This window comes from Serpentinimonas maccroryi, from assembly GCF_000828915.1.
GTDB lineage: Bacteria > Pseudomonadota > Gammaproteobacteria > Burkholderiales > Burkholderiaceae_C > Serpentinimonas > Serpentinimonas maccroryi.
In genome coordinates this window covers 2,187,958-2,210,069 of sequence record NZ_AP014569.1, presented here as the reverse complement: position 1 = coordinate 2,210,069, position 22,112 = coordinate 2,187,958, and the positions used below count along the sequence as shown (strand labels likewise).

Below are 22,112 nucleotides of genomic sequence, written 5' to 3'. Positions count from 1 at the left end.
GCCAAGCAGTGCGGCATTGCTGGGCTGATAATGGCAGCATTGTCAACTGCCAAGGAAAAACCATGCGCTTCGCCCCTTATGCCGCCTACACCGCTTTGGCCGCCGCTGTGGTGCTCACGGCCGGCTGCGCCACCATGACCGAAACCCAGCAAGGCGCCGCTCGCGGCGCCGCCATCGGTGCCGTGGCCGGTACCGTGATCGGCGCCGCCGCCGACGGCCGCGACGGTGCGCTGCGCGGGGCCGTGATCGGCGCCGGCGTGGGCGCCATCGGTGGCCACATTTGGTCCACGCGCATGGAAGAGCAGCGCCGCGCCATGGAGGAAAGCACGCGCGGCACCGGGGTCGAGGTCACGCAGACGGCCGACAACCAGCTCAAGCTCCACATCCCGAGCGATGTCTCGTTTGCCGTCGGCCGCGCCGACATCCAGCCCAACTTCCGCCCGATCCTCGACACCTTTGCCCAGGGCATGCTGCGCAACCCGCAAGCGCGCGTGCGCATCATCGGCCACACCGACAGCACCGGCACCGACGCCATCAACAACCCGCTGTCGATCAACCGCGCCGCCAGCGTGCGCGACTACTTGGTGGCGCGCGGTGTGCCGATGGGCGCGATCAGCATCGACGGCCGTGGCGCGCGCGAGCCGGTGGCCAGCAACGACACCGCGGCCGGCCGGGCGCAAAACCGCCGCGTCGAGATGTTCATGGCAGAGGCCGCGCGCTAAGGCGCAGTCGCAGCCCGCAGCGGCCGGCAAAGGCCCGAGTGGGGGTCCCAAGTTGGGCGGCGGCTGGCCGATAATGCGCCCATGCGCATTCCGTTCACCAAAATGCAGGGTGCGGGCAACGACTTTGTCGTGCTCGACGAGACCCGTGGCCGCTTGGGCCTCACGCCGGCGCAGTACCGCCTGCTGGCCGACCGGCACTTTGGCGTCGGTGCCGACCAGATTTTGAGCGTGCGCGCCGCGCCGCACGCGGGCGTCGATTTCGCCTACGCGATCCACAACGCCGACGGCGGCGAAGTGGAAAACTGCGGCAACGGCGCGCGCTGCTTTGCGCGCTACGTGCACGAGCGCGGCCTGAGCCCGCGCCCCACGCTGCGGGTGCAAGCCGCCGCCGGGGTGCTGGAGTTGCGCTTGGGCAGCGACGGCCGGGTCGGGGTCGATATGGGGGCGCCGGTGTTCGAGCTCGAGCGCATCCCTTTCGACGCTGCGGGTTTGCAGCCGCGTGCGCAGGGTGGCTGGCAGGTGTGGCCGCTGGCGCTGCCGGCCGATCTGTCCCCGACCCCTCAACAGGAGCAGGTCGAGCTGTCGGTGCTGTCGATGGGCAACCCGCATGCGTTGCTGCGCGTGGCCTCGGTGGCCGAGGCACCGGTGGCGCAGTGGGGGCCTTGGCTCGAAAACCATCCCCGCTTCCCGCGCCGCGTCAACGTCGGCTTTTTGCAAGTGCTGGGGCGCCAGCAGGCGCGCTTGCGGGTTTATGAACGCGGGGTGGGCGAAACGTTGGCTTGCGGCACCGGAGCCTGTGCGGCGGTGGTCGCCGGCATCCGGCATGGCTGGTTCGACGAAGCCGTCGAGGTAGAGTTGCCCGGCGGCACCCTGCGCATCGAATGGCCGCTGTCGCGCCACGGCCTGGCTGCTTCCGTGCAGTTGATCGGCCCGGCCGAGACGGTGTACGAGGGGGTGATCGATCTGCCGGACCTGCCCGAGCGGCCTTGAACGGTCTTGCAGGTCTTGACAGGCCTGCAGCGGCTGGGCGCTTGGCGGAAAATCGCGTCTTTATGCCTTGACGCGCCATCCTACACAGCCCAGGGCGTTGCCAAGGCGCGCCCGGTTTTATCATCAAAGGAAATTGCCTGTGCAGCCCGTACCTCCCATCACCGAAGACGACATCGCTCAGTTTCTGCTCAACACGCCCGATTTTTTTGAGCGCCATGCCGAGGTGCTGGCGCACGTGCAGCTGACCAGTCCGCACAGCCAGCGCGCTGTCAGCTTGCAAGAGCGTCAGGCCGAGCTGCTGCGCGAAAAGATCCGCCACCTCGAACTCAAGGCGGCCGACATGATTCGCCATGGCTCCGAGAACGCGCGCATCGAGGGCTTGTTGCACCACTGGACGCGCCGCCTGCTGGCGGTGCCCAATGCCCCCGATCTGCCCGAGGCGTTGCAAAACGGCTTGCTGGCCGATTTTGCCTTGCCCCAGGTGGCACTGCGCCTGTGGGATTTGAGCCAGACCCATGCCGGGGCACCGTACTGCCTCGGGGTGACACCCGCGGCGCGGGCCTTGGCCGATTCGCTGCAGCAACCCTACTGCGGCCCGAACCGGGATTTTGAGGTGACGCAGTGGCTGCTCCCCACGCAAGCGGCGGCTTCGTTGGCCCTGTTGCCTTTGCGCACCGCTGCCAGCCAGCCTTGCTTTGGCCTGCTGCTGCTGGCCTCCGACGACCCCTTGCGCTTCCAAAACGATATGGGCACCGATTTCCTGCAGCGCATCGCCGAGCTGGCGGCAGCGGCCCTGAGCCGCCTGCGTCTGCCGATCGGCACCGCCTGAGAGATACTGAGGCACGAGAGGGCATCGTGGCGCGCCAGCCCCCCATGCGCAACCCGAAACAGGCGCCAGCAGGCGCGGCGCTTCCGTGCGGATCGATTGGTCCCGAATCGGCCCCCAACTTGAACTCGACCGATGCCGACTGGCTGGCGCGCTACCTGCTGCACATCCGGGTCGAAAAACGGCTCGCGCCCCGCACCCAAGCGCTCTACGCCACCCACTTGCAAGGGTTGGCGCAGCGCTGTGCAGCCGAGGGTTTGGGTTGGGCCAGCGTCAGCCCAGCCCATGCGCGGCGCTGGGCGGCGCAGTTGCGCGCCAGCGGTCGGCAGCCGCGCGGCATCGCGCTGGTGCTATCGTGCTGGCGCGGCTTTTTTACCTGGCTGGGCCGCCAAGAGGTGATCGCGGCGCACCCGCTGCAGGCGGTGCGCGCGCCCAAGGCGGCGCAGCCCTTGCCCAAGGCATTGGACGTACACGACGCGCTGCGCTTGGCCGCGCACCTGCCGCAGTCTGCCGGCCCTGCCCGCAAAGAGGGCCGCGCTGAAGGCACAGAAAGCGAAGCAGCCGCTGGCCCAACGGTGGCCGCCACGGCACCTGACTGGCAGGTGCTGCAAATCCACTGCCTGGTGGAGTTGCTCTACGGCAGCGGCTTGCGCATCGCCGAAGCGCTGGGGCTCGACGTGCGCCCGAGCAGCGCCGCACTGGGCTGGGTCGATGCCCAAGCGGGCGAGGTGCAGGTGCTGGGCAAGGGCGGCAAGTGGCGCACGGTGCCGGTGGGCGCCGCTGCCTTGCAGGCGCTGGCGCAGTGGCTGGCGGCGCGTGCGCAGGCGGGGCTGGACGCAGGTGCGGCGGCCTTGTTCGTGGGTGCGCGCGGCGCGCGGCTCACGCCCCAGGTGGCGCGGCGCCAGCTGCAAGCGCTCGCCGCCAGCGCGGGCTTGGCGGGCCGGGTGCACCCGCACATGCTGCGCCACAGCTTTGCCAGCCACGTGCTGCAATCGAGTGCCGACTTGCGCGCCGTGCAAGAGCTGCTCGGGCACGCCAGCATCGCCAGCACCCAGATCTACACCCGGCTCGATTTTCAGCACCTGAGCCGCGCCTACGAGGCGGCCCATCCGCGCGCGCGCAAAACTGCGCCAAAAAGCTGAAACTGCACTACACTGGTTGGTTGATCGGTCTGGTGTCTGCGGCTGGGCCGATCCATCCCGTCCGATATAGGCTGGGCTTTATCGGCCTTGTCGGCCTCTGTGTTGCTGCTGTGAGCCATCCATGTCCTTGATTCCCGCCACCATCCTGACCGGCTTTCTGGGCTCGGGCAAGACCACCCTGCTGCAGCGCCTGCTCACCGAGGCGCATGGGCAAAAAATCGCCGTGATCGAAAACGAATTTGGCGCCGAAAACATCGACGCCGAGATTCTGGTCTCCGACACGACCGAGCAGATCATCCAGATGAGCAACGGCTGCATCTGCTGCACCATCCGCGAAGACCTGCGCAGCACCCTGAGCGACCTAGCCGAGAAAAAGCGCCGGGGTGAGCTCGATTTCGAGCGCGTGGTGATCGAGACCACCGGCTTGGCCGACCCGGGGCCGGTGGCGCAAACCTTCTTTATGGACGACGAGGTGGCCGAGAGCTACCTGCTCGACGCCGTGATCACGCTGGTGGATGCGGTGCACGCCGGGGCGCAGCTCGACGCCCACCAGCAGGCGCGGCGCCAGGTGGGTTTTGCCGACCAGATCTTCATCAGCAAGGCCGAGCTGGTCAGCCCGGGGGCGCTGGCGGCCCTGCAGCACCGGCTCAAACACATGAACCCGCGGGCCCCGATGGAGGCGGTGCATTTCGGCCAGGTGGCGCTGAGCAAAGTGCTCGACCTGCGCGGCTTCAACCTCAACGCCAAGCTCGAGATCGACCCCGATTTTCTGCGCAGCACCGAGCCGCACGAGCACCAACCCGAGCCGCACGATCACGGCCACGTGCACGGCCCCGACTGCGCCCACGAGCACGGCCCCGACTGCGCCCACGAGCACGGCCACGGCCACGAGCACGGCCACGAGCACGGTCACGAACACGGTCACGAACACGGCCCCGGCTGCGACCATCCCTCGCACCGCCACGAGGCCCCGCACGGCCATCACCACCACCACGATGACGACGTGCAGAGCTTCGTCTATCGGGCGCAGCGGCCCTTTGACCCGGCGCGGCTCGAGGATTTCCTCGGCGCCATCGTGCAGGTCTATGGGCCCAATATGTTGCGCTACAAAGGCGTGCTGCACATGCAAGGCACCCAGCGCAAGGTGATTTTTCAGGGTGTGCACCAGCTCATGGGCTCCGACCTCGGGCCCGAGTGGAAACCCGATGAGGTGCGCCAGAGCAAGATGGTGTTCATCGGCATCGACTTGCCGCGCGACATTTTGGTGCAAGGGCTGGAGCAAGCATTGGTTTGAACACCACCGGGCACCGCAGGAGACCGCCGCCATGAATCCGAGCAACCGCTACGCCAATTGGCCCTACGCCGCTGCAGCGGCTCCGGTGCCGACGGCCCAGGCCACACCTGTAGCTGCAGCCGCATCCGGCGCCAAAACCGCCCCAGAGCCAAGACCCAAAGCCGCCCCTGGTCTGGCCGTACAATCCGGGGCTTTTGTCGCCCCTGCCCCCGGTCCAGCGCCGGCTGCGGTGCCTGCTGGCGCTGCTGGGGGCCCAAAACGCGCATCGGCCGCCATCGCGGCCCCAGAGAGGAAACCTGTAGTGAAAGACCCCGCCCCGATTGCAGAGGCAGTGGACACAGCTGCCGCCGCGCCTGCCAAGCGCCCCACCAAGACTGGCCCCAAGGCCGGTGTCAAAACCGACCAACCGGCCGCCCCCGACGAGGTGCTCAAGGCCGGCAGCGAAGTGCGGCAACCGTCGGTCAACAAGCGCGCCACCCAGGCCGCCATGCAGGCCCAGATGAGCCAAACGGTGGAGCCCTCGCACGACCCGGGGGCCGCCAAAGCGGTGTTCAGCCCCAGCCCCGAGCGCGTGCTGGTGGCCATCACCCCCACGACGCCGAAAAAAAACCCCAAGCTGAGCAACAACTGGAAAACCGTGCCGCTCGAGCAGCTCACCGACGCCGACGTGCTGGCCATGCCCGATGCCGAGTACATGAACGAGGTGCAGCTGGCCTACTTTAAGCGCAAGCTGCAGCAGCTCAAGCACGACATCCTGGTCAACGCCGGTGAAACCACCGAGCACCTGCGCGAAGACACCTCGGTGGTACCCGACCCGGCCGACCGCGCCACCATTGAGGAAGAGCACGCGCTCGAGCTGCGCACCCGTGACCGCGAGCGCAAGCTATTGAAGAAAATCGAGCAGTCGATCGCTCGCATCGACTCGGGTGACTACGGCTACTGCGACGAAACCGGTGAGCCGATCGGCGTCGGCCGGCTGTTGGCGCGCCCCACAGCCAGCTTGTCGATCGAGGCGCAGCAGCGCCGCGAGCTCAAGCAAAAGCTGTTTGGCGATTAAAGACGGCGCTGGCAAAGCGGGCGCAGTGACCGGGCCGCCATGAGTCAGAATGCCCCACCTCCGCGAAGCTGGTTGGATCGCGTCGGCGCGATCGTTCGGCCTTCGACGCCGCCCAGCGCGTTGCCCGAGCCATCTGCTGCCGCAGGGGGTGATTCCGAACGCCAATTGCTCAAGGCCGCCGTGGCGCGCAAGCGCCGCAACGATGCGGTGCGCAACGACGAACTCAACCACTTGCGTGAGCTCATGCGTGCGCGCTGGGCGGCGCACGAGCGGGACGGTTTGCCAGCCCCGAGCTCGGGCTTGAGCGACCTGTCAACTCTGTCCCCTTTGTCGTCCTCGCTGCAGCTCGATGTCGGGCCGGGTGCGTTCAGAAACCGTACCATCAACGAGATCGCGCGCATCGAGTCGCAAATGTCGCAGCACTGGTTGCAGCGCGGTCTGGGGCCGGAGGCTGGCGGCGCACGCATAGTCTCCACCCGCCTAGCGCAAACCCTTGAGCGCGATTTGTCGCAGTCAAAGCATTTGCGCGCACGCGCCAAGCCAGCTGCGGCATTGCCGATCGATGTCGTAACCGAGGATCAGCCGTTCACGGTGCAGGAATTGTCAGCCGCCCTGAGCGAGCCCGAGCTGACGCAGGCGGCGCAGGCCTTTGCACTAGGCAAGGATGCTGCGGTGGAGCGCGCCCTGCGCGCCCTGATGGTGCAAAAACCGCTATCACTTGCGGCGCGGGTGGCCGCGATGGCTTTACTGGATTTTTTCCATGCGCGCGGCGAGGTTGAGCCCTTTGATGAACTGGCTGCAGAGTTTGCCGATCGCTTTGGTACCCCGGTGCCACGCTGGCCCACCGAGGCCGGGCGTGTGCTGCAACCGTCCACGCAAACGGAGCCATCAGGCACGCAGGACGGCAGCTGGGTGTGCCCGTTGTTTCTCGATCTTCAGGCCGTGGCGGCACTGGAGCAAACCATGGCCGCTCCGGGTTCGCCCAAGTGGTTGGACTGGACCGGTTTGCTCTCGGCCGACCTGCCAGCGGCCCGGGCTCTGCTGGTGCTGGTGCAGGGGTGGCTGCAGCGCCCGCTCGATCTGCGCATGGTCGGGGCGGCGGTGTTGCGCCGTCGCCTCAAAGCCAGCACGCCCTCTGGCCGCAGCGAAAACGATGCCGTATGGTGGCAGTTGCGGCTGGCGCTGCTGTGCCTGATGCGACGGCGCGACGAATTCGATTTGGCCGCACTCGACTACTGCGTCACCTACGGCGTGTTGCCGCCGGAGTGGGTGCAGCCCCAGTGCCGTTGTGTGGCTGCCGACAGCTTGCCGACTGCGGCTGCAGGCACGGCTTCGGCACGCGCTGAAGCAGCGCCTCCGCAGCCGCTTGCAGCTGGTGCGGCCGCTGCACTCGAGCCCCTGGCATGGCCCGATCTGCCAGCAGAGCGGGCCAACGCACAAGCCGAATTTGGCCTCACGCACCATGCCGATTGGCCCGCCGCCTTGACCCTGTTGTCGCAAGCCGCGCCCACCCTGTCGGGCCAGCTGGGTGCGGGCAACGCCGATCTGCTGGGCGCGCTCGACGCTGCGCTGGTGCAACACCCGCCCGGTACGCCCTTCATACTCGACTGCCGAGGCCTGCTGCGCGTCGATCTGGTGGCCGCCAGCGCCCTGATGCAGTGCCTGCTCACGGCGCGCCAGCGCGGCGTGGCGGTGGAGCTGCATGGGCTCTCAAGGCTGTTGGCCGCTTATTTGCACACGGTGGGCATCAATGAAGTCGCCACTTTGCGCTTGAGACAATATTAAAGCCTTGTACATGAACACTCCATCCCACGACCCCGCCCTGCTCTACGGCACCACCATCGTCTGCGTGCGCCGCCTCACCCCGGCTGGGGTGCAGGTGGCGATCGGCGGCGATGGCCAGGTCACGCTCGGCCACATCGTGGTCAAGGGCACGGCGCGCAAGGTGCGCAAGCTCTACCGCGACCAGGTGCTGGCCGGTTTTGCCGGCGCCACCGCCGACGCCTTCACGCTGTTCGAGCGCTTCGAGGCCAAGCTGGAAAAGCACCAAGGCCACTTGCAGCGCGCCGCCATCGAGCTCACGCGCGACTGGCGCACCGACCGCGTGCTGCGCCGCCTCGAAGCCATGCTGGCCGTGGCCGACCGCAGCGCCAGCCTGATCATCACCGGCAACGGCGACGTGCTCGAGCCCGAACACGGCATCGTGGCCATCGGCTCGGGCGGCGCCTATGCCCAAGCGGCAGCGCGCGCGCTGCTGGCGCACACCGAGCTGGGCGCCGAAGCGATCGTGCGCGAGTCGCTGCAGGTGGCGGGCGAGCTGTGCATCTACACCAACCTGAACCACACCGTCGAGGTGCTCTAAGCCATGTCCTTTGCCATGACCCCGCAGGAGATCGTCTCCGAGCTCGACGCGCACATCATTGGCCAAACCGCCGCCAAGCGCGCCGTGGCCATCGCGCTGCGCAACCGCTGGCGCCGCCAGCAAGTCGAGCCCAAGCTGCGGCCCGAGATCACGCCCAAAAACATCCTAATGATCGGCCCCACAGGCGTCGGCAAGACCGAAATCGCGCGCCGGCTGGCGCGGCTGGCCGGGGCGCCATTCATCAAGGTCGAGGCCACCAAGTTCACCGAAGTCGGCTACGTCGGCAAAGACGTGGACAGCATCGTGCGCGATCTGGTGGACATCGCCGTCAAGCAAGCGCGCGAGCAGGCCGCGCTCAAGGTGCGCGCCCGCGCCGAAGACAACGCCGAAGAGCGCCTGCTCGATGCGCTGCTGCCTGCGCCGCGGCACGAGGGCCCGTTGTCGAGCGAACCCGAGCGCGACAACGCCACGCGCCAGGTGTTGCGCAAAAAGCTGCGCGAGGGCTCGCTCGATGAGCGCGAGATCGAGATCGAGCTCGCCGCCACGCAGCCGCAGCTCGAGGTCATGACGCCGCCGGGCATGGAGGAGATGGCCGAGCAGTTGCGCGGCGTGTTCTCGCAACTGGGCGCCCACAAGCGCAAGACGCGCAAGCTCAAAATCGCCGAAGCGCGCCGCCTGCTGATCGACGAAGAGGCCGGGCGGCTGCTCAACGAAGAAGAGATCAAGCTGCAAGCGATCCAGAGCGCCGAGCAAAACGGCATCGTGTTCATCGACGAGATCGACAAAGTCACCAGCCGCAGCGACAGCCAGTCGAGCGCCGAAGTCTCGCGCCAAGGCGTGCAGCGCGACCTGCTGCCGCTGGTCGAGGGCTGCACGGTGTCGACCAAATACGGTCCGATCAAGACCGACCACATCCTGTTCATCGCCAGCGGCGCCTTCCACCTGAGCAAGCCCAGCGACCTGATCCCCGAGCTGCAAGGGCGCCTGCCCATCCGGGTCGAGCTGCAGTCGCTCACCGTGGCCGACTTCGAGGCCATCCTCACCCAGACCCACGCCAGCTTGGTGCGCCAGTACCAGGCGCTGCTGGCGACCGAGGGCGTGACGCTGGTCTTTGGCCCGGACGCGATCACGCGGCTGGCGCAGATCGCCTTTGAGGTCAACGAGCGCACCGAAAACATCGGCGCGCGCCGCTTGGCCACGGTGATGGAGCACCTGCTCGACGAGGTGAGCTTCGACGCCACGCGCCTGAGCGGCGCCGAAGTCGTGGTCGATGCCGCCATGGTCGATGCGCGGCTGGCGGCCTTGAGCCGCAACGAGGACTTGTCGCGTTATATTTTGTAGCGTGCGGCGCCGCTTGGGCGTAACATGGGGGCATGGAGACCAGCCTCAGGCGCTGCGGCCGCAGCCATTGCCCACCCGGTGCCGTGCCGCCGGAGTGCTTGCTGCGCCAGACGCGGCTGCAGGCCGTGCGCGCGACCCTGCTGATCCCGCTGGTGGCGCGCGCCCACGGCGCCCGCTGCTACCCTTGGCTCGACTGCCTCGACGCCGACGCGGCGCATCTTTTAAGCTGCCTGCAAAGCGACGCCGAAACGCTGCTGCAAGATCGGCTGGTGGTACTCAATGTGCTGTGGCGCACGCACGTGCTCAAGGCTTGGGGGCGCGAATTTTTTGCCCGCCATCCGCATGCGGCCGGCGTGAACTTGGGTTGCGGTCTGTCGAACCATTTTCAGTGGTTCGACAACGGCCACAACCGCTGGCTCGATGCCGATTTGCCCGAGGTGCTGGCGCTGCGCGAGCAGCTGCTGCCGGGGCAGGGCGAGCACCGCCACAACGCCGGCATCGACCTCTCCGGCGATGGCTGGTGGGACGCGCTGGAATTGGACCGCTGGGCCGCCGGCGCCCCGCTGTGGCTGCTGTGCGAGGGGGTGCTGATGTACCTGCCGCCCGAGCGGGTGCGCGCGCTGCTGCGCGAGTTTGCCCAGCGTGCCCCGCCCGACTCGGTGCTGGTGCTCGACGCCATGTCGCACCGGGCCATCGGGCAGTCGCGCTGGAGCGCCAGCGTAGGGCCCACGGGGGCCGAGTTCCGCTGGGGCCTGCAGCATGGGGGCGAGCTGCTGCAAGCGCATCCGCGCCTGCGCCAGGCCGGGATGCGCAGCGTCTCGGAATGCTACGGCGCCGCCGGTGCGGCCTTCGAGGCGCTGTGCCTGCCCTGGACCGGCGCGCCCCTGTACGCGATGCACGCGCTGCGCGTTTGAGCCCGAGGGCGCGGCTTGGCAGGCGCCGCGCGGCCACCGCCTCAGCCGCAAGCGCGGCATGGGCCCCGTGGCCGGCCAAAAGCTTCATAAAAAACTTTTGATGTTTCGTGTAAGCCTTTAATTAGGCTCGATTTTTGCTGCCTATTGGTGTCTCGGTCTGGTGCTAGGCGATTGATTTCATTTGAAAAAATTGTAACGCCAGCTAGGCGTGGGCGGAATTTGGTGCTACAGTGGTGAAAAGTGTGTTTTTGTGGTGATAAGTGGGTCATAAGGCCATTCCGCTGTGTTCCAAGGTGCTTCCTCTCTCAGTCTCGACGCCAAGGGTCGCTTGGCGGTGCCCACGCGGCACCGCGAGGTGCTGGGCGCGTGCGCCGCTGGGCAGCTCACCATCACCAAACACCCGCACGGCTGCCTGATGCTGTTTCCGCGCCCGCAGTGGGAGCAGTTTCGCGAGCGCATCGCCGCGCTGCCGCTGTCGGCGCAGTGGTGGAAGCGCATTTTTTTGGGCAACGCCATGGACTGCGAGCTCGACAGCGCCGGCCGCGTGCTGATCGCGCCCGAGCTGCGCGCCGCTGCCGGCCTGCACAAAGAGGCGGTGCTGCTGGGCATGGGCAACCACTTCGAGCTCTGGGACGCCCAAGCCTACGCGGCCCAGGAGGCGCAGGCGATGCAGGGCGAGTTGCCCGAGGCCCTGAAGGACTTTTCTTTCTAAGGGGCCGCTGGTGCAACCGCCCCTAGCCCATTGCACCGTCCTGTTGAACGAAGCAGTCCAAGCGCTGCACGTGCAAGCAGACGGTCGCTACATCGACGCCACCTTTGGTCGCGGCGGCCATGCGCGGGCGATTTTGGCGCGTCTGTCGGCGGCTGGGCGGTTGGCGGTGTACGACAAAGACCCGCAGGCGATCGCCGCGGCGCAGCAGCTGGCGGCCAGCGACGCCCGGCTGCACGCGGTGCACCACCAAGGTTTTGCCGCGCTGGCCGAGCAGCCCGAGGCCAGCGCCGACGGCATCTTGATGGATCTGGGGGTGAGTTCACCCCAGCTCGACGACCCCACCCGGGGTTTTTCCTTCCGCCACGACGGCCCCTTGGACATGCGCATGGACCCCACCCGGGGCCAGAGCGCAGCCGAATGGCTGGCCACGGCAGAAGTTACAGAAATAGCAGAGGTGATACGTGAATACGGCGAAGAACGGTTTGCTCAATCGATTGCAAAGGCGCTTGATCGTCGCCGACAGGAACGGGGCCCTATTGGAACCACCGCCGAGCTGGCCCAAATCGTGGCTGGCGCGGTCAAAACCCGCCAGCCGGGCAAGGACCCTGCAACGCGCACATTTCAGGCTATTCGGATTTTCATCAACGCCGAGCTTGAGGAGCTGCAACACGCGCTGAAGGCGGCGCTGCGCGTGCTCAAGCCCGGCGGCTGGCTGGTGGTGATCAGTTTTCATTCGCTCGAAGACCGGCTGGTCAAGCAGTTCATGGCGCAGCACGCCAAAGACGCCTACGACCGGCGCCAGCCGCTGGCCGCGCCCAAGGCGCTGGCGCTGGCGCAGGTGCAGCGCGTGCTGCCCAGCGCCGCCGAGGTGGCGGCGAATCCGCGCGCGCGCAGCGCCGTGCTGCGCTTGGCCCAGCGCAGCGCGCTGGCGTGGGAGGCGCTGCCATGACGCGCCTCAACCTCGTGCTGCTGCTGGTGCTGCTGGCCAGTGCCCTCAGTTTGGTGCATCAGCAGTACGAAGCGCGCCGCCTGTTCGTGGCGCTGGAGCGCGCCAACGCCGCCGCCGACCGCTTGGCCTCGGAGCACGAGCAGCTGCAGGTGCAAAAGCGCACCCTGGCGGCCCCGGCGCGGGTGCAGCAGTTGGCCAGTGAGCGCCTGCAGATGCGTCCGATCCACCCCGGCATCACCGAGGTGCTGGCCCTGCCCGTGGCTGGTGCGGCAGGCGGCGCCGCCGGGCCGGTGCAGCGCCTGCAGGGGCCGGTGACGGCACCCGCGCCCGCGTCTGCCACCCCCTTGGCGCAGCCGGAGCCGCGGCCATGAAGCGCGCCATTGCTTACGGCTCCAGCCCCTTGCTCACCAGCGCCACCCCGGTCTGGCGCAGCCGCCTGATCGTGGCCGGCTTTGCGCTCGTCTTTTTGGGCTTGGGCGCACGCGCCGCTTACGTGCAAGTGTTTGGCAACGAATTTTTCCAGCGCCAGGGCGAGATCCGCTTCGAGCGCACGCTGGAGCTGCCGCCCAACCGCGGCCGGGTGCTGGACCGCAACGGCCTGATTCTGGCCACCAGCGTGGTGGCGCAAAGCGTCTGGGCCATTCCAGAAAACATCGACCGCCAGCACCCCAAGCTGCCTGAGCTGGCGCGGCTGCTGGAGCTGCCGCCGGCCGAACTGCAGCGCCGACTCGACCGGCACCCGACCTTCGTCTGGCTGCGGCGCCAGCTCGACGAAGCGCGGGCGGCGCAGGTGCGCGCGCTGGGGATCGAGGGCATCCACTTTCGCAAAGAGTACCGGCGCCAGTACCCAGAGGGCGAGGCGCTGGCGCACGTGGTGGGCTTTACCAACGTCGAAGACGTGGGCCAAGAGGGGGTCGAGCTGGCCTTCAACGCCCACCTGTCGGGGCAGCCGGGCTCGCGCCGCGTGCTGCGCGACCGCTTTGGGCGCGTGGTCGAAGACGTGCGCGAAGTCATCCCCCCGGTCGATGGCCGTGACCTGCAGCTGTCGATCGACAGCCGGATTCAGTTTTTTGCCTTCCAGCGCCTGCGCGAGGCGGTGCAACAGCACCAGGCGCGCGGCGGCAGCATCGTGGTGCTCGATGCCCAAAGCGGCGAGGTGCTGGCGCTGGCCAACTACCCGAGCTTCAACCCGAACCAGCGCCGCAACCTGAGCGGCGAGCAGGTGCGCAACCGCGCCCTGACCGACACCTTCGAGCCGGGTTCGACCGTCAAGCCTTTCATGGCTGCGCTGGCGCTGGAGAGCGGGCTGGCGCGCCCCGACACCCTGATCGACACCGGTGAAGGCCGCCTGACCATGGGTCGCTTCACCATCCGCGACATCCGGGGCTTGGGCGTGGTCACGCTCAACGAGGCCATGAAGGCCTCGAGCAACGTGGCCATGGTCAAGCTGGCGCAGCAGATGCAGCCGCGCCAGATGTGGGAGGCCTACACGCGCATCGGTTTTGGGCAGCGGCCGCAGTTGCCGTTTCCGGGTGCCGTGAGCGGTCGCCTGCGCGCCTACGAGAGCTGGCGCCCGATCGAGCAGGCCACCATGAGCTACGGCTACGGCCTGTCCACCTCCTTGTTCCAGCTCGCGCAGGCCTACACCGTGTTTGCCACCGACGGCAAGCTGCTGCCCGTGACCTTGCTCAAAAGCCAGCAGCCGGCGCAGGGCGTGCCGGTGATGAGCGCGGCGAGCGCGCAGGCGGTGCGCCACATGCTGGCGCTCAGCGCCGGACCCGGCGGCACCGCGCAGCGCGCCCAGACGGTGGGCTTTTCGGTCGGCGGCAAGACCGGCACCTCGCGCGTGCAAGAGGGCGCGGGCTACGCCGCCAACCGGCACCGCAGCTTCTTTGTCGGGCTGGCCCCGGCGCAACAGCCGCGGGTGGTGGTGGCGGTGATGATCGACGAGCCGACCGAGGGCGGTTTCTTTGGCGGCGTGGTGGCGGCGCCGGTGTTTTCGGCCACCGTGCAGCAGACCCTGCGCGTGCTGGGGGTGGCACCAGATGTGGACGTGCGGCCGCACATCGTGGCCGATTTGGTGCAGGAGCCGGGATGATTCAACAATTTAAGCAGGCGAGCGAGGCCGTGGCTTGGTTGCAGGCCCTAGGGGCGCAGCGCTTGGTGAGCGACAGCCGCCAGGTCCAGCCCGGCGACGCCTTTGTGGCATGGCCCGGCAGTGGCCACGATGGCCGCCAGTTCGTGGCCGCGGCGCTGCAGGCCGGGGCCGTGGCCTGCTTGGTCGAAGCCCAAGGGCTGGAGGCGTGGGACTGGAGCGATGCGCGCATCGCCGCGCTGCCCGGGCTCAAGGCCGCCGCCGGTCCGGTGGCGCACCACTTCTACGGTGCCCCCAGCGAGCGCCTGCGCGTGGTGGCCATCACCGGCACCAACGGCAAGACCTCGAGCGCCTGGTGGTGCAGCCAATGGTTGCAGGCGGTGGGCGAATCGGCAGCGCTGATCGGCACCCTGGGCACCGGCATGGCGGGCACTGAACTCACCAGCACCGGCTTCACCACGCCGGACCCAATGACGCTGCAAACCCTGCTGCGCCGCTACGCCGACCAAGGGCTGCACACGGTGGTGATGGAGGCCTCGTCGATCGGCCTGGACGAAGGCCGGCTCAACGGCGCTAGGCTGCACACCGCAGTGTTCACCAATTTGAGCCAAGACCATCTCGACTACCACGGCACCATGGAGGCCTACTGGGCCGCCAAGCGCGCGCTGTTCGACTGGCCCGGCTTGCAGGTGGCGGTGGTGAATATCGACGACGCGCACGGGCGCGAACTGGCGGCCGATCTGGCGCAGCGCCCCGGGCTCGATCTGTGGACCGTATCCACCGAGCCCGCAGCGCAGCGCCCGGCGCGCCTGCGCCTGCTGGAACGGCGCTGGAGCACGACCGGCATCGACTTCGTGGTGCAAGAGGTGAAGGTGGAGCAGGAGGGCCGGCCGGTCGAGGCGCCGGAGCCGGGCGCTGAACGCATCAGCCTGTCGCTCGATGTGGTGGGCGACTACAACCTGAGCAACCTGCTGTGCGCGCTGGCGGTGCTGCGCGCCAGCGGCCACACGCTGGCCGCTGCGGCCCAAGCCAGCGCCGCGCTGCAGCCGGTGCCCGGCCGGATGCAGGCCGCTTGGACCGACGGCCCGGCCAGCTTGCCGCTGCTGCTGGTCGATTACGCCCATACCCCGGACGCGGTAGAAAAAGCCTTGCAGGCGCTGCAGCCGCTGGCCGAGCACCGCGGCGGGCGCCTGTGGTGCGTGCTGGGCTGCGGTGGCGAGCGCGACCGCAGCAAGCGCCCGCTCATGGCCGCGGCCGCCGAGCGCGAAGCGGCGCGGCTGGTGCTCACCAGCGACAACCCGCGCGGTGAAGACCCGCTGCAGATTTTGCTCGAGATGCAAGCCGGCCTGACCGAGCCGGTTCGCGCCATCGTCGAGCCAGACCGCGCCGAAGCCATCCAGGAGGCGGTGGACATGGCGGACGCGCGCGACATCATCTTGCTGGCCGGCAAGGGCCACGAGGATTACCAAGAGATCGCCGGCGTGCGCCACCCGTTTTCAGACGTGGTGCAGGGCCGGCTGGCGCTGCAGCGGCGCTGGAGAAACGAGCAAGGCGAGCAAGGCGAGCAGGGCACGCCCGAAGGGAGCCCGGCGTGAACGGTTTGGCTGAATTGCTGCTGCAACTGCGCGGTGCGCGCGCGGTGGGCGCCGTGACGCAGCCGGTGCTGCGCGTGCACACCGACAGCCGCACCCTGCGCCCCGGCGATCTGTTCGTGGCTTTGCGCGGCGAGCGCTTCGACGGCCACGACTGGCTGGCGCAAGCGCGCGCCGCCGGGGCCGTGGCCGCCGTGGCCGAGCGCGGGCTGGCGCAAGCCGGCTTGCCTGGCGTCGAGGTGCCCGACGCCCGCGCCGCCTTGGGCGAGCTGGCGCAGCGCTGGCGCGCGCGCTTTGCGCTGCCGCTGATCGCCGTCACCGGCAGCAACGGCAAGACCACGGTGACGCAGCTCATCGCCGCCATGCTGCGCGCCGCCGTGGGCGAGGCGGCGCTGGCCACCGAGGGCAATTTCAACAACGACATCGGCGTGCCGCTGACGCTGCTGCGCCTGCGCCCTGCGCACCGGCTGGCGGTGCTGGAGCTGGGCATGAACCACCCCGGCGAGATCGCCGCGCTGGCGGCGCTGGCCCAGCCCACGGTGGCGCTGGTCAACAACGCGCAGCGCGAGCACCAAGAGTTTATGCACGGCGTCGAGGCGGTGGCGCGCGAGAACGGCAGCGCGCTCGCCGCCCTGCCGCCCGACGGGGTGGCGGTGTTCCCGGCCCACGACGCCTACACGCCGCTGTGGCAGCAGATCGCGGGTGCGCGCCGGGTGGTGTGCTTTGCCGATGGGCTGGGGGGGCTGGCTGGGGCTGGGCTGGGCCGGGGTTCGTCAGTCGCAGGCTCTGATTCCTCACCCCAGCCCAGCCCAGCCCCAGTCAGCACGAGCCACAGCTTGCGCCCACCCGAGGTGCAGGTCCAGGCGCAGTGGGCCGACGGAGCTTGGGCGCTTGACATTCACACCCCCGCCGGACCTTTGCAGGCGCGCTTGCGGCTGGCTGGGCGGCACAACGTGCACAACGCGCTCGCGGCCACGGCCTGCGCCCTCGCTGCCGGGGTGCCGCTGGCGGCGATCCAAGCCGGGCTCGAGGGCTTTGAGCCCGTGGCCGGGCGCTCGCGCGCGCTCACGCTGCGCTGGGGCGCACAGGCCCAGACGCTGATCGACGACAGCTACAACGCCAACCCCGACTCGGTGCGCGCCGCCATCGACCTGCTGGCCGAGCTGCCCGGGCCGCGCCTGCTGCTGCTGGGCGATATGGGCGAGGTGGGGGCGCAGGCGCTGGCCTTTCACGACGAGGTGCTGCGCCACGCGCTGGCGCGCGGCATCGAGCAGGTGTTGGTGACTGGCGACTGGATGCAGCGCGCCGCTGCCGCCTTGGATCCGCAGCACACAAACACCGCGGCCGCTGCGGGCCTTGAAGTCACATCGCCCTCAAGCGCTGCGGCCAGCACCATGCCCTTGCCCCACAAGCGCCTGCAGGCCTTTGGCCACTACGAGGCGCTGCAGGCCGCCGCGCTGAGCGCGGCAGCGCAAGCCGCCAGCGTGCTCGTCAAAGGCTCGCGTTTCATGCGCATGGAGCGGCTGGTGCAGGCGCTGCAAGCCGCCAGCCAGGCGCAGGACAGCGTGCAGCCCAGCGCGCAGACGCAAACGTCACCGCAGACACCAAAAACCACCACGGAGGGCGCACCCCATGTTGCCTAGTTTGGCCCTCTGGTTGCAGGGCCTGAGCCCCGACCTCGATTTCTTGCGCGTGTTCCAGTTTCAGACCTTTCGCGCCGTCATGGCCGCCATCACCGCCATGTTGGTCGGGCTGGCGGCCGGGCCGATGTTCATCCGGCGCCTGACCGAGCTCAAAATCGGCCAGCCCATCCGCGGCTACGCCATGCAGAGCCACCTGAGCAAAAGCGGCACCCCGACCATGGGCGGCGTGCTGATCCTGTTTGCCATCACGGTCTCGACCCTGCTCTGGTTCGACCCCAGCAACCGCTTCGTCTGGATCGTGCTCGGCGTCACGCTCGGCTTTGGCGCCATAGGCTGGATCGACGACTGGCGCAAAGTGGTGCACAAAGACCCCGAAGGCATGCGCGCGCGCACCAAGTACTTCTGGCAGTCGGTGATCGGGCTGGTGGCGGCGTTCTACCTCGTGTTTGCCATCTCCGAGGGCAGCAACCAGCGCGTCTTTGAGCTCTTCATCGGCTGGGTGGCCTCGGGCTTCACCATCGATTTGCCGCACCAAGCCGGGCTGATGGTGCCCTTCTTCAAGCAAGTGAGCTACCCGCTGGGCGTGGCCGGCTTCGTGCTGCTGACCTACTTGGTGATCGTCGGCGCCAGCAACGCCGTCAACCTCACCGACGGGCTCGACGGCCTAGCGATCATGCCGGTGGTGATGGTCGGCGGCGTGCTCGGCATCTTTGCCTACGTCACCGGGCACGCGGTGTTTGCCGACTACCTGCTGCTGCCGCACATACCGGGCACCGGCGAGGTGCTGATCTTCTGCGCCGCCATGGGTGGGGCCGGGCTGGCTTTTCTGTGGTTCAACGCCTATCCGGCGCAGGTGTTCATGGGCGACGTCGGCGCGCTGGCACTCGGGGCGGCACTGGGCACCATCGCCGTGATCGTGCGCCAAGAGATCGTGCTGGCCATCATCGGCGGCGTGTTCGTGGCCTCGGCGCTGTCGGTGATGTTGCAGGTGAGCTGGTTCAAATACACCAAATGGCGCTTCGGCCAAGGCCGACGCCTGTTCAAGATGGCGCCGCTGCACCACCACTTCGAAAAATCCGGCTGGCGCGAAACCCAAGTGGTGACGCGCTTTTGGATCATCACCATGCTGCTGTGCCTGATTGGCCTGTCAACCCTGAAGCTGCGATGAACCCCCCTGTGCCCACCCTTGCCACCCCGGCCACGTCCGCCAGCGCCCCAGCGCCCGCGGGGCTGGAGCCGCTGCGCCCGCCAGTGGGCGCGGCCGCGCAGTGGCTGCAGCGCGCCCTGGCACCGGCCATGCAAGCGCTGGCCGGCCGCCCGGTGCTGGTGCTGGGTTTGGGGGCATCCGGCTTGGCGCTGGCGCGCTGGTGCGCGCTGGCCGGGGCGCAGGTCACGGTGGCCGACAGCCGTCCCAGCGCCCCCCAAGCCGCCACGCTGGCCGCCGCGTTGCCGGATGCGCAACTGCGGCTGGGCACGCGCTTCGACGCCACCCTGTTCGCCTCTGCCCCCTGGGCCCTGGTCTGCCGCAGCCCCGGCATTTTGCCCAGCGACATGGCCGAACTGAGCGCCGCCGCCCAAAGCGCCGGCACCGCCATCGTGGGCGAGCTGTGCCTGTTTGGCCAAGCGCTAGCAGCGCTGGGCGGCGCTGCAGAGGTGGCTGCAACCGCCCATGTGGCGCGGGTTGGACAAGGCCGGGGTGAGGAATCGGAGCGTGCGACAGGCGAAGGCGGCGCCGCAGAGGTGGCAACCACCCATGTGGTGCGGGTTGGGCAGGGGCGGGGTGAGGAATCAGAGCCTGCGACTGACGAACCCCGCCCCTGCCCAGCCCGCGCCACCGCCCCGGCCGAAGCAAGTGCCCAAACCAGCACCACAGCAAGCTACCACCCCTACGTGCTGGCCATCACCGGCACCAACGGCAAAACCACCACCACCGCGCTCACCGCGCACCTGCTGCAAGCCGCCGGCTGGGACGTGGCCATGGCCGGCAACATCGGCCCCAACCTGCTCGACGTGCTGCGCCAGCGCCTGCAAGCGCAACACCTGCACGAGCTGCCTCAGGCCTGGGTGCTCGAACTCTCCAGCTTCCAGCTCGACGCCGTAGAGGGCTTCGAAGCCAGCGTCGCCACCGTGCTCAACCTGAGCGAAGACCACCTCGACTGGCACGGCACCATGGCCGCCTACGGCGCCGCCAAAGCGCGCATCTACGGCCAGCGCGCCCTGATGCTGCTCAACCGCGACGACGCCACCGTCATGAGCTGGTGCCCGGTACCAGCCCACGCCGCCAGCGCCAGCCCAGCCCCAGCCAGCCGCCGCCGCACCCCAGCGCCGCCGCTACGCCCCTACCAAAGCTTCGGCACCGACGCGCCACAACGCCCCGGCGACTGGGGGCTGCAGAGCGTCAACGGCCTCACCTGGCTGGTGCGCGCGCTGGCCGACGACGAGAACGCCATCGCACCCCGCCGCCGCACCAGCGCCAACGCAAAAGCCAACGCAAAAGCCAACGCAAAAGCCAACGCAAAAGCCGATGCGAACGCGGATGCGAACGCACACCCCGCCGCCACCCCGCGCCTGCAACTGCTCATGCCCGCCGACGCCCTGCGCATCCGCGGCCGCCACAACGCCAGCAACGCCTTGGCCGCCTTGGCCTTGGCCAGCGCCGCCGGCGCCGAACTCGCGCCGCTGCTGCACGGCCTGCGCGACTACCGGGGCGAGCCGCACCGGGTCGAGCCGGTCGGGATCGTGGCCGAAGTCGAATACATCGACGACAGCAAAGGCACCAACGTCGGCGCCACCTTGGCAGCCCTCAACGGCCTCGGGGTCGAGCGCAAACTGGTGCTCATTTTGGGCGGCGACGGCAAAGGCCAGCACTTCGCCCCGCTGGCTGCAGCCGTGGCGCGCTACGCCCGAGCCGTGGCGCTGATCGGGCGCGATGCCGCCACCATCGAAGCGGAACTGGCCGATTGCGGCGTGCCACTGCAGCGCTGCGCCAGCTTGCCCGAAGCGGTGCGCTGGTGCGCCGCGCAGGCCCGGCCCGGCGACGCGGTGCTGCTCTCGCCCGCCTGCGCCAGCTTGGATATGTTTCGCGACTACGCCCACCGTGCCCAGGTGTTCGTGGCCACGGTGCGCGAGCTGCAGCAAGAGGAGGGCACACCCGCATGAGCCGACAACCCTCGGCTGCGGCCAGCGCAGCGCGCAACGCCCCCCATGCCGGCTGGCAAGGCTGGCTGGGCTGGTGGCGCGCCGACACCACCGCCGGCGAGCTGCCGGTGCGGCTGGCCAGCGTCGATCACGCCCGCAGTCGTCACCACACCGCCGTGCGCGAGCTCGGCTTCGACCAGGTGCTGCTGTGGGTCGTGGTGGCGCTGCTGTGCTGGGGTTTGGTGATGGTCTATTCGTCCACCATCGCCATGCCCGACAACCCGCGCTTTCGCAACCTCGAGCACGAGCATTTTTTGATCCGCCACCTGATCGCCCTCGGGGTGGCCACGGTGGCGGCGCTGTTGGCCTTTCAGGTGCCCATGAAGCGCTGGCAGGAATGGTCGCCTTGGTTGCTGGCGGGCACGGTGGTGCTGCTGATCGCGGTGCTCATTCCCTTCATCGGGCGCGAGGTCAATGGCGCGCGGCGCTGGATTCCGCTCGGGCTCATGAACTTCCAGCCCTCCGAGCTCGCTAAGCTGACCATCGCCATGTACGCCGCCGGCTACATGGTGCGGCGCATGGAGGTCAAAGAGCGCTTTTTCCGCGCCGTCCTGCCCATGTGCGTGGCGCTGGGCTTGCTCGGGGTGCTGCTGCTGATGCAGCCCGATATGGGCGCCTTCATGGTGATCGCCGTGATCGCTATGGGCATTTTGTTCCTGGGCGGCGTGAGCGCGCGCATGTTCTTCCTCGTCTCGGGCCTGCTGGTGTGCGTGTTTGCGCTGCTGATCATGAGCTCGCCGTGGCGGCGCGAGCGCGTCTTTGCCTACCTCGACCCGTTTAGCGTCGAGCACGCGCTGGGCAAAGGCTACCAGCTCACGCACTCGCTGATCGCCCTTGGCCGCGGCGAGTGGTTTGGCGTCGGGCTGGGGGCCAGCATCGAAAAGCTGCACTGGCTGCCCGAAGCGCACACCGATTTTTTGCTGGCGGTGATCGGCGAAGAGCTGGGCCTGGTCGGGGTGCTGCTGCTGATCGCGGTGTTCTGGTGGCTGGTGCGGCGCCTGATGCAGATCGGGCGCCAGTCGATCGCGCTCGAGCAGGTGTTTGCCGGCTTGATGGTGCAGGGCATCGCGCTGTGGATCGGCTTTCAGGCCTTCATCCACATCGGCGTCAACCTCGGCGCGCTGCCTACCAAGGGCCTGACGCTGCCCTTCATGAGTTTTGGCGGTTCGGCCATTCTGCTGAACCTGATCGCCATCGCCATCGTGCTGCGCGCCGACCACGAAAACCGCAAACTCATGCACGGAGGCCGGCTGTGAAGCGCGCGCCCTGCGCCCT

Annotated in this window: 19 protein-coding genes; all 19 read left to right on the top strand. The window is 68.6% G+C overall.

Annotated elements, in window-relative coordinates:
- The first annotated feature begins 62 nt into the window (after positions 1-62).
- Entirely contained in the window at positions 63-722 is a 660-nt protein-coding gene (locus SMCB_RS10150) for a YiaD family glycine zipper/OmpA-like lipoprotein (protein ID WP_045536773.1), read from the top strand.
- Between the two features lie 81 nt (positions 723-803).
- The gene (gene dapF, locus SMCB_RS10145) at positions 804-1,712 is read left to right on the top strand and encodes a diaminopimelate epimerase (protein ID WP_045536772.1); all 909 of its coding nucleotides are present in this window, start codon (positions 804-806) and stop codon (positions 1,710-1,712) included.
- Between the two features lie 133 nt (positions 1,713-1,845).
- The gene (locus SMCB_RS10140) at positions 1,846-2,541 is read left to right on the top strand and encodes a DUF484 family protein (protein WP_045536771.1); all 696 of its coding nucleotides are present in this window, start codon (positions 1,846-1,848) and stop codon (positions 2,539-2,541) included.
- A gap of 119 nt (positions 2,542-2,660) precedes the next feature.
- A complete protein-coding gene (locus SMCB_RS10135) occupies positions 2,661-3,680 on the top strand; it encodes a tyrosine-type recombinase/integrase (protein WP_045536769.1) in 1,020 nt (339 codons plus the stop codon).
- A 121-nt stretch (positions 3,681-3,801) separates the two neighbouring features.
- Positions 3,802-4,974 (top strand): CobW family GTP-binding protein, encoded by a 1,173-nt coding sequence (locus SMCB_RS10130; protein ID WP_045536767.1) that lies wholly within the window; start codon positions 3,802-3,804, stop codon positions 4,972-4,974.
- 301 nt (positions 4,975-5,275) lie between these two features.
- A complete protein-coding gene (dksA, locus tag SMCB_RS12540) occupies positions 5,276-6,031 on the top strand; it encodes an RNA polymerase-binding protein DksA (protein WP_144400337.1) in 756 nt (251 codons plus the stop codon).
- A gap of 39 nt (positions 6,032-6,070) precedes the next feature.
- On the top strand, positions 6,071-7,816 hold the full coding sequence (locus SMCB_RS10120) for an STAS domain-containing protein (RefSeq protein WP_082027353.1): 1,746 nt from the start codon (positions 6,071-6,073) through the stop codon (positions 7,814-7,816).
- A gap of 10 nt (positions 7,817-7,826) precedes the next feature.
- Positions 7,827-8,393 (top strand): ATP-dependent protease subunit HslV, encoded by a 567-nt coding sequence (gene hslV, locus SMCB_RS10115; RefSeq protein ID WP_045536763.1) that lies wholly within the window; start codon positions 7,827-7,829, stop codon positions 8,391-8,393.
- A gap of 3 nt (positions 8,394-8,396) precedes the next feature.
- Complete coding sequence (gene hslU, locus SMCB_RS10110; protein WP_045536761.1) at positions 8,397-9,734, top strand: ATP-dependent protease ATPase subunit HslU; 1,338 nt, start codon at positions 8,397-8,399, stop codon at positions 9,732-9,734.
- 32 nt (positions 9,735-9,766) lie between these two features.
- On the top strand, positions 9,767-10,648 hold the full coding sequence (locus SMCB_RS10105) for a class I SAM-dependent methyltransferase (RefSeq protein WP_082027352.1): 882 nt from the start codon (positions 9,767-9,769) through the stop codon (positions 10,646-10,648).
- A 283-nt stretch (positions 10,649-10,931) separates the two neighbouring features.
- Complete coding sequence (gene mraZ / locus SMCB_RS10100; RefSeq protein ID WP_045536759.1) at positions 10,932-11,360, top strand: division/cell wall cluster transcriptional repressor MraZ; 429 nt, start codon at positions 10,932-10,934, stop codon at positions 11,358-11,360.
- 10 nt (positions 11,361-11,370) lie between these two features.
- On the top strand, positions 11,371-12,309 hold the full coding sequence (gene rsmH / locus SMCB_RS10095) for a 16S rRNA (cytosine(1402)-N(4))-methyltransferase RsmH (RefSeq protein WP_045536757.1): 939 nt from the start codon (positions 11,371-11,373) through the stop codon (positions 12,307-12,309).
- Positions 12,306-12,680: a cell division protein FtsL gene (gene ftsL / locus SMCB_RS10090; RefSeq protein WP_045536756.1), complete on the top strand. Its 375-nt coding sequence runs from the start codon at positions 12,306-12,308 to the stop codon at positions 12,678-12,680. Before rsmH ends, ftsL begins: the two co-directional genes overlap by 4 nt.
- Positions 12,677-14,407, top strand: a complete 1,731-nt coding sequence (locus tag SMCB_RS10085; RefSeq protein WP_045536755.1) for a peptidoglycan D,D-transpeptidase FtsI family protein — start codon at positions 12,677-12,679, stop codon at positions 14,405-14,407. Before ftsL ends, SMCB_RS10085 begins: the two co-directional genes overlap by 4 nt.
- Positions 14,404-15,999, top strand: coding sequence for a UDP-N-acetylmuramoyl-L-alanyl-D-glutamate--2,6-diaminopimelate ligase (locus SMCB_RS10080; RefSeq protein ID WP_045536754.1), 1,596 nt, complete (start codon positions 14,404-14,406; stop codon positions 15,997-15,999). The genes SMCB_RS10085 and SMCB_RS10080 overlap by 4 nt, the downstream gene beginning before the upstream one ends.
- Complete coding sequence (locus SMCB_RS10075) at positions 15,996-17,639, top strand: UDP-N-acetylmuramoyl-tripeptide--D-alanyl-D-alanine ligase (RefSeq protein ID WP_045536753.1); 1,644 nt, start codon at positions 15,996-15,998, stop codon at positions 17,637-17,639. The genes SMCB_RS10080 and SMCB_RS10075 overlap by 4 nt, the downstream gene beginning before the upstream one ends.
- Entirely contained in the window at positions 17,629-18,807 is a 1,179-nt protein-coding gene (gene mraY, locus SMCB_RS10070; protein ID WP_045536751.1) for a phospho-N-acetylmuramoyl-pentapeptide-transferase, read from the top strand. The genes SMCB_RS10075 and mraY overlap by 11 nt, the downstream gene beginning before the upstream one ends.
- Entirely contained in the window at positions 18,804-20,798 is a 1,995-nt protein-coding gene (locus SMCB_RS10065; protein ID WP_231851201.1) for a Mur ligase family protein, read from the top strand. Before mraY ends, SMCB_RS10065 begins: the two co-directional genes overlap by 4 nt.
- Positions 20,795-22,093 (top strand): putative lipid II flippase FtsW, encoded by a 1,299-nt coding sequence (gene ftsW / locus SMCB_RS10060; RefSeq protein ID WP_045536749.1) that lies wholly within the window; start codon positions 20,795-20,797, stop codon positions 22,091-22,093. The genes SMCB_RS10065 and ftsW overlap by 4 nt, the downstream gene beginning before the upstream one ends.
- The last annotated feature ends 19 nt before the right edge of the window (positions 22,094-22,112 follow it).

What these genes read in the sequence shown, in the direction of transcription:
- SMCB_RS10065 (WP_231851201.1), top strand. Translation starts at nt 18,804, where the DNA reads ATGAACCCCCCTGTGCCCACCCTTGCCACCCCGGCCACGTCCGCCAGC.
- hslU (WP_045536761.1), top strand. Translation starts at nt 8,397, where the DNA reads ATGTCCTTTGCCATGACCCCGCAGGAGATCGTCTCCGAGCTCGACGCG.
- SMCB_RS10120 (WP_082027353.1), top strand. Translation starts at nt 6,071, where the DNA reads ATGAGTCAGAATGCCCCACCTCCGCGAAGCTGGTTGGATCGCGTCGGC.
- SMCB_RS10105 (WP_082027352.1), top strand. Translation starts at nt 9,767, where the DNA reads ATGGAGACCAGCCTCAGGCGCTGCGGCCGCAGCCATTGCCCACCCGGT.
- hslV (WP_045536763.1), top strand. Translation starts at nt 7,827, where the DNA reads ATGAACACTCCATCCCACGACCCCGCCCTGCTCTACGGCACCACCATC.
- ftsW (WP_045536749.1), top strand. Translation starts at nt 20,795, where the DNA reads ATGAGCCGACAACCCTCGGCTGCGGCCAGCGCAGCGCGCAACGCCCCC.
- SMCB_RS10150 (WP_045536773.1), top strand. Translation starts at nt 63, where the DNA reads ATGCGCTTCGCCCCTTATGCCGCCTACACCGCTTTGGCCGCCGCTGTG.
- SMCB_RS10085 (WP_045536755.1), top strand. Translation starts at nt 12,677, where the DNA reads ATGAAGCGCGCCATTGCTTACGGCTCCAGCCCCTTGCTCACCAGCGCC.
- mraY (WP_045536751.1), top strand. Translation starts at nt 17,629, where the DNA reads ATGTTGCCTAGTTTGGCCCTCTGGTTGCAGGGCCTGAGCCCCGACCTC.
- SMCB_RS10130 (WP_045536767.1), top strand. Translation starts at nt 3,802, where the DNA reads ATGTCCTTGATTCCCGCCACCATCCTGACCGGCTTTCTGGGCTCGGGC.
- SMCB_RS10080 (WP_045536754.1), top strand. Translation starts at nt 14,404, where the DNA reads ATGATTCAACAATTTAAGCAGGCGAGCGAGGCCGTGGCTTGGTTGCAG.
- dapF (WP_045536772.1), top strand. Translation starts at nt 804, where the DNA reads ATGCGCATTCCGTTCACCAAAATGCAGGGTGCGGGCAACGACTTTGTC.
- ftsL (WP_045536756.1), top strand. Translation starts at nt 12,306, where the DNA reads ATGACGCGCCTCAACCTCGTGCTGCTGCTGGTGCTGCTGGCCAGTGCC.